Genomic DNA, 434 nt, shown 5'->3' on the forward strand with positions numbered 1-434 from the left:
GTCGTTGTCGATAACGTTACTGGTGAAGTTATTACAAGTGGTGCTGGAACAACAGCCTGGACAGCGACAAATGGTGATACGACCTTTGATGCCGTTGTTAGCCCAGTGGTGCCGGGATCTGTAGCTGATAAAGCGCAGACAGCTGCCGTAACTGACCTGAATGCCGATTCAGCAGATGTTAATGAGACCGTGACATACACGAAAGTCGGATCATTGGTACCAAGCTCAAGTGATGGGAACTTCCCTGGAGCACCAACAGTAGTCTATCCAAATGACCCAAGTGATGCGACGAAGGTTACACCAGCCGGTGTACCGACGGTACCAGGTTATACAGCACATGATCCAGAAGGTCATGTTTTGACACCCGGTAGCAGTTATCAGCCAAGTGATCCGACGAAAGATACAACGATCACCTATACAGCAGATAAGCAAAA

Annotated in this window: 1 protein-coding gene; it reads left to right on the plus strand. The window is 48.6% G+C overall.

Annotation, left to right across the window (positions count from 1 at the left end; all coding sequences use genetic code 11):
* The coding region (locus tag IV88_RS09315) for a mucin-binding protein (protein ID WP_420806208.1) at positions 1 to 434 on the plus strand (434 nt) is incomplete at both ends.

It is taken from the genome of Pediococcus argentinicus, from assembly GCF_001437605.1.
Classification (GTDB): Bacteria; Bacillota; Bacilli; order Lactobacillales; family Lactobacillaceae; genus Pediococcus; species Pediococcus argentinicus.